Annotated in this window: 6 protein-coding genes; 1 reads left to right on the top strand and 5 read right to left on the bottom strand. The window is 72.5% G+C overall.

The features are described 5' to 3' along the window. Window positions 1-66: 66 nt before the first annotated feature. The 5 genes from hpf to mtrA all read right to left on the bottom strand — a co-directional run bounded on the left by hpf (window position 67) and on the right by mtrA (window position 5,783). Window positions 67-699, bottom strand: a complete 633-nt coding sequence (gene hpf / locus ACTHMS_RS10555) for a ribosome hibernation-promoting factor, HPF/YfiA family (RefSeq protein ID WP_440306619.1) — start codon at window positions 697-699, stop codon at window positions 67-69. Window positions 700-830: 131 nt separating this feature from the next. Continuing rightward, window positions 831-1,604 (bottom strand): ComF family protein, encoded by a 774-nt coding sequence (locus tag ACTHMS_RS10550; RefSeq protein WP_440306618.1) that lies wholly within the window; start codon window positions 1,602-1,604, stop codon window positions 831-833. Between the two features lie 63 nt (window positions 1,605-1,667). After that, entirely contained in the window at window positions 1,668-3,413 is a 1,746-nt protein-coding gene (locus ACTHMS_RS10545) for an LpqB family beta-propeller domain-containing protein (RefSeq protein WP_440306617.1), read from the bottom strand. After that, on the bottom strand, window positions 3,410-5,059 hold the full coding sequence (gene mtrB / locus ACTHMS_RS10540) for an MtrAB system histidine kinase MtrB (protein ID WP_440306616.1): 1,650 nt from the start codon (window positions 5,057-5,059) through the stop codon (window positions 3,410-3,412). Before mtrB ends, ACTHMS_RS10545 begins: the two co-directional genes overlap by 4 nt. A 34-nt stretch (window positions 5,060-5,093) precedes the next feature. Then, window positions 5,094-5,783, bottom strand: coding sequence for an MtrAB system response regulator MtrA (gene mtrA / locus ACTHMS_RS10535; protein ID WP_440306615.1), 690 nt, complete (start codon window positions 5,781-5,783; stop codon window positions 5,094-5,096). Between the two features lie 130 nt (window positions 5,784-5,913). Here mtrA and ACTHMS_RS10530 point away from each other — a divergent pair, with 130 nt between their 5' ends. Then, window positions 5,914-6,714 (top strand): SGNH/GDSL hydrolase family protein, encoded by an 801-nt coding sequence (locus ACTHMS_RS10530; protein ID WP_440306614.1) that lies wholly within the window; start codon window positions 5,914-5,916, stop codon window positions 6,712-6,714. Window positions 6,715-6,854: the final 140 nt, after the last annotated feature.

Here is a 6,854-nt window from a genome sequence, read left to right as displayed (position 1 = left end):
CGACCGGACCGGTGACCGGCCCGGTCGACGTACGGTGCGCGGCCGGGCCCGAGCCCGACCGAGCCGTCAGTCGGTCGTCTCGCCGAGCCGCAGCAGCCCGTAGTCGTAGGCGTGGCGCCGATAGACGACCGAGGGCCGACCGGTGTCGACGTCGCTGAAGAGGAAGAAGTCGTGGCCGACCAGCTCCATCTCGAACAGCGCCTGATCGACCGTCATCGGCTTGGCCGGGTGCTCCTTCACCCGCACCACCTGACCGGGACCCTCGGCCTGGCCGTCCTCGACCTCCTCGCCCGTGGCGGCTTCCTCGGCCGAGGCGACGGCGGCGGCCACGTCGGTCGCGAGCGGGTCGACGTCGGCCGGCAACACGCCGAGTGACGGCGGCGTGCGGCGGCCGTGGTGCACCCGCCGACGGTCGGCGGCGTGCCGGAAGCGGCGGTCGAGCTTCTCGGCGGCCATGTCGAGCGCCTTGTAGAAGTCCTCGGCGCACGCCTCGGCGCGCACCGCCGGACCACGCGTGCGGCACGTGATCTCGATGTGCTGGCAACTGCCGGTCTGCCGCGGGTTCCGCTCGTGCTGGAGTTCGACGTCCACCCGGATGATCTTGTGGTCATAGCGTTCCAGGCGGGTCAGCTTCTCGGCGACGTGCTGCCGATAGTGCTCCGGAACCACCACATTGCGGCCATGGACGACGATCTCCATGTGGCTCGCGACAGTTGCCATGCGACCTCCACGCGTGAGCGGCGTGACGTCGGCGACGAGGTCTTGCAGGCACCTGCGGGGCGCCACCGGGATTTCGTCTCCCGGTCTCGGGCCGACGTCCACCTGGTTGGTCAGGTCGCTCCAACGTTAGACCGCGGCCCTGGGATCCGGCTAGACGCGCCACGTGACTCGGCTGGGAATGTGTCCGTCCGGGGGACACGACGCGGTGTCCACGCGACCGTCGCGGCGCCCGCCACCGCCCAACCCGCGACGAGCAGGGCCCGCCGCGCCTCGGCGAGCGTGGCGCCGGTCGTGACGACGTCGTCGACGACCACGGCGACCGCACCCGCCTCCGGCGGCGGGTGGGCGCGCAGCGCACCGACGAGATGCGAGGCACGGGCGGACGCGGACAGGCCCGCGGAGTCGGAGACCTGACGCACGAGGCCGAGCGCGGGCGTCCAGACCCGTCGCCCGTCGGACGTCGGCACGGCACACGCCCGCCGCGCCAGCCGCACCATGTGGTCGCCACCGCGCGCCGCGGCCGCCCGTCGCGACGACGGCACGGGAACGACGACAGCATCGACCGGCAGCAGCGCGACGGCGAGGGCCAGCAACTGCCCGAGCACGGACGCGAGGTCGCGGCGTCCGCGCTCCTTGTAGGCGAGCACCGCCGAGCGCACCGCACCCTCGTAGCGAGCGGTCGCCGCGACCGGCATCACGGCCGGCCCGTCGACCCAGCCTGCGGCGCCGGGTCGGCACGCCGCGCAGAACGGCGTGCCGGGCCGCTCGCACCCGAGGCAGCGCCGGGGCAGGACGAGGTCGATCGCGGTGTCGAGCAGCACGGCTCCACCCTGGCCGCCGCACACCGCCCGGGCGGCGTACCGCGGCGCGGCTGTGGACGACACGCCGGTTGTGGACGCCGGCCCGCGCGCGCCGAGCACCGTGCTACCGCAGCGCGCCGATCGCGGTCACTCGGCGTACGCGGGTGCGAGCCCGCTCGTCTCGCCGCCCGCCGTCGACCCGGTGGGGCTGGTCCACGAGTTGCCGCTCTGCGTCCACACCGCCGCCCCGGCCGAGACCCAGACCGGCTCGAACTCGGCGACCGTGACGCTGTCCGGCGTGCTCGGCAGGCCGAAGATGCGGCCGGCCGTCCAGAGCGACCCGTCGACCTGCAGCTCGATCAGCTGCGGCTCGTTGGTGTCGGTCGTGGTGCCGATGCAGAACAGCTTGAGCTCGTCGTTCCAGGCGACGTCGTCGACGGCGATGCCGACCGGGCTGATCGGCTCGACGCCGTCGAGGTACACCTGCCCGCCGACACGCGCGATGGTGCCGATGTAGACCTGGGTGGTGCCCTTCGCCGCGACCACGAGCGCGATCCGTCCGCCGTCCGGACTCACGCGCAGGGCCTTGATGACCGCACCGGTCGGCAGGCCGGGCACCGGCACCCCGCCGAGCTGTCCGCCCGCGACGGCGCGGTAGAGCTTGTTGCCCGAGCCGACCCACACCTCCTCGCGGCCGGCCGCCCACGACGGCCGGGTGAGCATCGGCCCCTCGAGCTTCACACCCTTCAGCCCGCCCGCGAGCGTGCCGAGGTAGAGCTGCGGGATGCCGGTGGCGTTCGAGATGCCGGCGATGTCCGTGCTGCTGCCGCGGCGCGCGACCGCGATCGAGGTGAGCGTGTACGAGCCGGCACCGATGGGGCCGGGCAGCCGCCGGCCGCGCTGGTCGTAGCCGGCGCCGTCGGCGACGTAGTAGACCGCCGGCTCGACCGCCGGCGGCTGCGCGCCGGTCGCGGCAGCGACCTCGGCGGCGGTGAAGCTGGTGCCCGGCACCGCCGGGATGCGCACCGTCTTGCCGCCGTCGTGCAGGACGAAGGCGCCGCCCTCGACGACCTGGTCGAACGTCAGTGCCAGCTGCGCGGCGAGCCGGTTGCGGTGGCGGGCGTCGAGGTCGGAGCTGCCGGGGATGTCGATGACGGTCGGCGAACCGAGGGTCACCGAGGCGGTGCGCGGGTCGACCTGCGCGGGCAGTTCGGCGTTGGTCTCGGCGTTCTGCAGCTCCGACCGCGGCCCGGCCAGCAGGTAGTCGAGCAGCAGCGACGCGTCCGCGGCAGCCTCGCCGTTGGGCGTGTAGCGCACGTCCGGGATGACGTAGCGCTCCTCGGCGTCGTAGAAGTAGACGCTGCGCTGGCCGAAGGTGCGCTCGAACTGGGTCTCGGTGAGGATCAACCCGTTCCGCAGCTGGTCGATGCGCCACTGCCCGTCGACCTTCTTCAAGGTGAACTGGTTGGGCACCACCTCGCCGCCGCTGCCGTTGCCGGACAGGTCGGGCGTGTAGATGCCGGTGGCGCTGATCGTGCCGATGAGCCGGCCCTTGACGACGACGGTGCTGCGCTTCGGGTCGAACTGCCCGACCTGGGGGTTGTCGTCGACGACGGTCACCGTCGACGCCTGCCACCTGGTCTGGGCCGCGGCGGTCAGGTACGCGCGGGTGGCGCTGCGGTCGGTGACGTCGAGCGCGTTGGCCTCGAGGAAGGCGCTGACCAGCAGGCGCGGGTCGGCGTCGCGTGGCGGCGGGGGTGGTGGCTGGCGGCTCTGCGACGCGCCGAGGTGCTCGACCGCCTGCGGTGACGACGAGGTCGGGACGCCGGTGCAGCCCGCGGCCGCGAGGCCGACCAGCACCGTGCACGCGATCGTGGCGGGTCGGCGGGTCACGGCGCGGCCTTCGCGTCGGCGTCGGTGTCGATGTCCGGGGCGGGCTCGATGTCCTCGTCCAGATCGGGCGGGACGAGGGGCAGCGGCGAGCTCATCAGCGTGTGCCCGGCGTGCCGCGGCAGGGTCAGCCGGAACTGCGCGCCCCGCCCCCGCTCACCCCAGGCCTGCAGCCAGCCGTCGTGCAGGCGGGCGTCCTCGAGCGCGATCGCGAGCCCGAGACCGGTGCCGCCCGTGAGCCGGCTGCGCGAGGGGTCGCCGCGCCAGAACCGGTTGAAGACCATGCCCGCCTCCCCCGGCTTGAGCCCGACGCCGTAGTCGCGCACGGTCACCGCCGCGGCCTCGCGGTCGGCGGCGATGGTGATGTCGATCGGGCGGCCCTCGCCGTGGTCGAGTGCGTTGCCGATGAGGTTGCGCAGGATGCGCTCGACCCGGCGCGAGTCCATGTCCACGGTGACCGGCTCGTCGGGCTGGCGGATGATCATGCGGGTGCCGTGCCGGGTCGCCAGCACCTCGTTCGCCGCCGCGGCCGCAGCCACCACACCCCGCAGGTCGACCGTCTCGGACTCGAGCCGGGCGACGCCGGCGTCGTAGCGCGAGATCTCGAGCAGGTCGCCGAGCAGGGCCTCGAACCGGTCGAGCTCGGCGCGCAGCAGCTCGACCGAGCGGGCGAGCGCCGGCGGGAACTCGTCCCGGCTCGAGTACAGCAGCTCGGACGCCATGCGGATCGTCGTCAGCGGGGTGCGCAGCTCGTGGGACACGTCGCTGGTGAACCGCCGCTGCAGCCGCGAGAGGTCCTCGAGCCGCTTGATCTGGCGCTGCAGGCTGCCGGCCATGTCGTTGAACGACCGGCCGAGCCTGGCCGTGTCGTCGAGGCCGCGCACCGGGATGCGCTGCTCGAGGTCGCCGGCGGCAAGCTTGCCGGCCGTTTCGGCCGCCAGGCGGATCGGGCCGACGACCTGGCGGGTGACCAGCAGCGCGATGATCACCACGAGCAGCACCAGCGCCAGCCCCGCGAACAGGGCGGTGCGATCGACCAGGTCGATGGTCTGCGCCTCGGCGGTGAGCGGGAAGAGGTAGTAGAGCTCGAAGCTGCCGGTGCGCGCCTCGACGGGTTCGCCGACGATGAGCCCCTTGACCAGGGTGCCGCTCGACCCGCTCGGCACCGGCGCGTACTGCACGGCGAGGTTCCCGCTGCGCACCAGCGAGCGCAACCGCTCGGGCACCGTCGCGCTGGCGTCGAGGTTGCCGCCCGCAGGCACGAGCACGATCGAGAAGAGCCCGGCGCTCGTGCCGCTGGCGGTGAGGTCGGCCTGCAACCCCTGTTGAGCCGACTGCACGTCTCCGGCGGTCTGGACGGACTTGTCGAACAGCTCGGCCCGGGCGATCTGCAGACCGACCTTCGCCTGGCCGACGGCCGAGTCGCGCTTGGCCTGCAGCACGCCGCTGGCGACCTTGTCGACGAGCAGCAGGCCGATCACGACGACGACGACGCCGGCGATGACGAAGGTGCTCGTGCCGACGCGCACCTGCAGCGAGCGGCGCCAGAGGTTGGCGACGGCCGTCGACCACGCGGCGAGGCGGGCGAGCACGGCGGACGACCGCCCCCGGCGGGGCGGTTCCGGCTCGTCGGCGGAGGGGACGGGCACCGGGTCGAGGATCACCGCGGCCGCTCGCGACGGGTCACGGCGGCCCCGCCTTGTAGCCGACGCCGCGCACGGTCAGGACGACGTCGGGGTGCTCGGGGTCGCGCTCGACCTTCGCCCGCAGGCGCTGCACGTGCACATTCACCAGCCGGGTGTCGGCGGCGTGCCGGTAGCCCCACACCTGCTCGAGCAGCACCTCGCGCGTGAATACCTGGCGCGGCTTGCGCGCCAGCGCCACGAGCAGGTCGAACTCGAGCGGCGTCAGCGGGATGGGCCGCCCGCCGCGGGTGACCTGGTGTGCCGGCACGTCGATCCGGACGGCGTCGTCCGGCGGCCCGATCGTGATCGTCTCACCGACGATGTCGTCGTGGTGGCGCAGCCGCGCCCGCATGCGCGCGACCAGCTCCTTCGGCTTGAACGGCTTCATCACGTAGTCGTCGGCGCCCGACTCGAGGCCGAGCACGACGTCGACGGTGTCGGTCTTCGCCGTCAGCATGATGATCGGCGCGCCGCTCTCGGCCCGGATCGCGCGGCACACGTCGATGCCCGACATGCCGGGCAGCATCAGGTCGAGCAGGACGATGTCGGGCTTGCTCTCGCGGAACGCCTGCAACGCCTGGCTGCCGTCGGTGACGAACGCCGGCTCGAAGCCGTCGCTGCGGAGCACGATGCCGAGCATCTCGGCGAGGGCCAGATCGTCATCGACCACGAGCACGCGGGGTTTCACGCCGTCCATCGTGGCACCTGCGCCCTGCGAACGCCGGTAGCGGGACGCGCGCCCGCGACATTACGCGGACCAGAGGTGCCGAGTGCTAGGCACTGATCATCCGACCCCACCCCCGTAGGGAGACTCCCCCGTGCGTCGACGTCGACTGTTCCTGCTCGCCTCCGCCGCCATGCTGCTGCTCGGGACGCTCGCGTCCCCCGCCTACGCCGCCGGCGCCCGCTACGTCGCCCTCGGCGACTCGTACTCCTCGGGCGTCGGCTCGGGCAGCTACACCAGTTCCAGCGGCAGCTGCCTGCGCAGCACGCTGGCGTACTCGCAGCTGTGGGCGAACGCGCACGCCCCCGCGTCCTACGTCTCGGTCGCCTGCTCGGGCGCGAAGACGACGGACGTGAACGCGAACCAGCTCTCGGCCCTGTCGACCTCGACGACGCTGGTGAGCATCACGATCGGCGGCAACGACGTGAACTTCGCCGGCGTGATGGAGGACTGCGTCCTGTACAGCACCAGCACGTGCGTCAGCGAGGTCAACGCGGCCGAGCAGAAGGCGCAGACCCAGCTGCCGGGGCTGCTCGACACCACCTACAACGGCATCCGGTCCCACGCGCCGAACGCGCGCGTGGTCGTGCTCGACTACCCGCGCTTCTACCACGTCGGGGTCTGGTACTGCGTGGGTCTCAGCGACACCGCCCGCTCGAAGATCAACGAGGGCGCGGACGTGCTCGACACCGTGATCCAGCAGGCGGCCGCGCGGCACGGGTTCGTCTTCGCCGACGTGCGCAGCGGCTTCGCCAACGGTCACGAGATCTGCGACGGCAGCTCGTCCTGGCTGCACAACGTCGACTGGAGCAACATCACCCAGAGCTACCACCCCACCGCGGCCGGGCAGTCCGGCGGCTACCTGCCGCCGTTCACGGCGGTCGCCGGCGCCTGACGCGACCCCCGACGACATCAACACCCCCTGGGGGGGGCGCGGGGGCGGGGGGGGGGGGGGGGGTTTAAATGTGGGAGAAAAAAAAAAGAAAAAAAAGGAATTAAAAAAAAGGCCAACAAAAAACCAATAATAAATAAAAA

The organism is Jatrophihabitans sp., from assembly GCF_051960575.1.
Classification (GTDB): domain Bacteria; phylum Actinomycetota; class Actinomycetes; order Mycobacteriales; family Jatrophihabitantaceae; genus JBQCEE01.
This window is presented reverse-complemented; position numbering and strand designations above follow the sequence as displayed.

Coding starts and splice junctions, on each gene's coding strand:
- hpf (WP_440306619.1), bottom strand. CDS start 699: ATGGAGATCGTCGTCCATGGCCGCAATGTGGTGGTTCCGGAGCACTAT.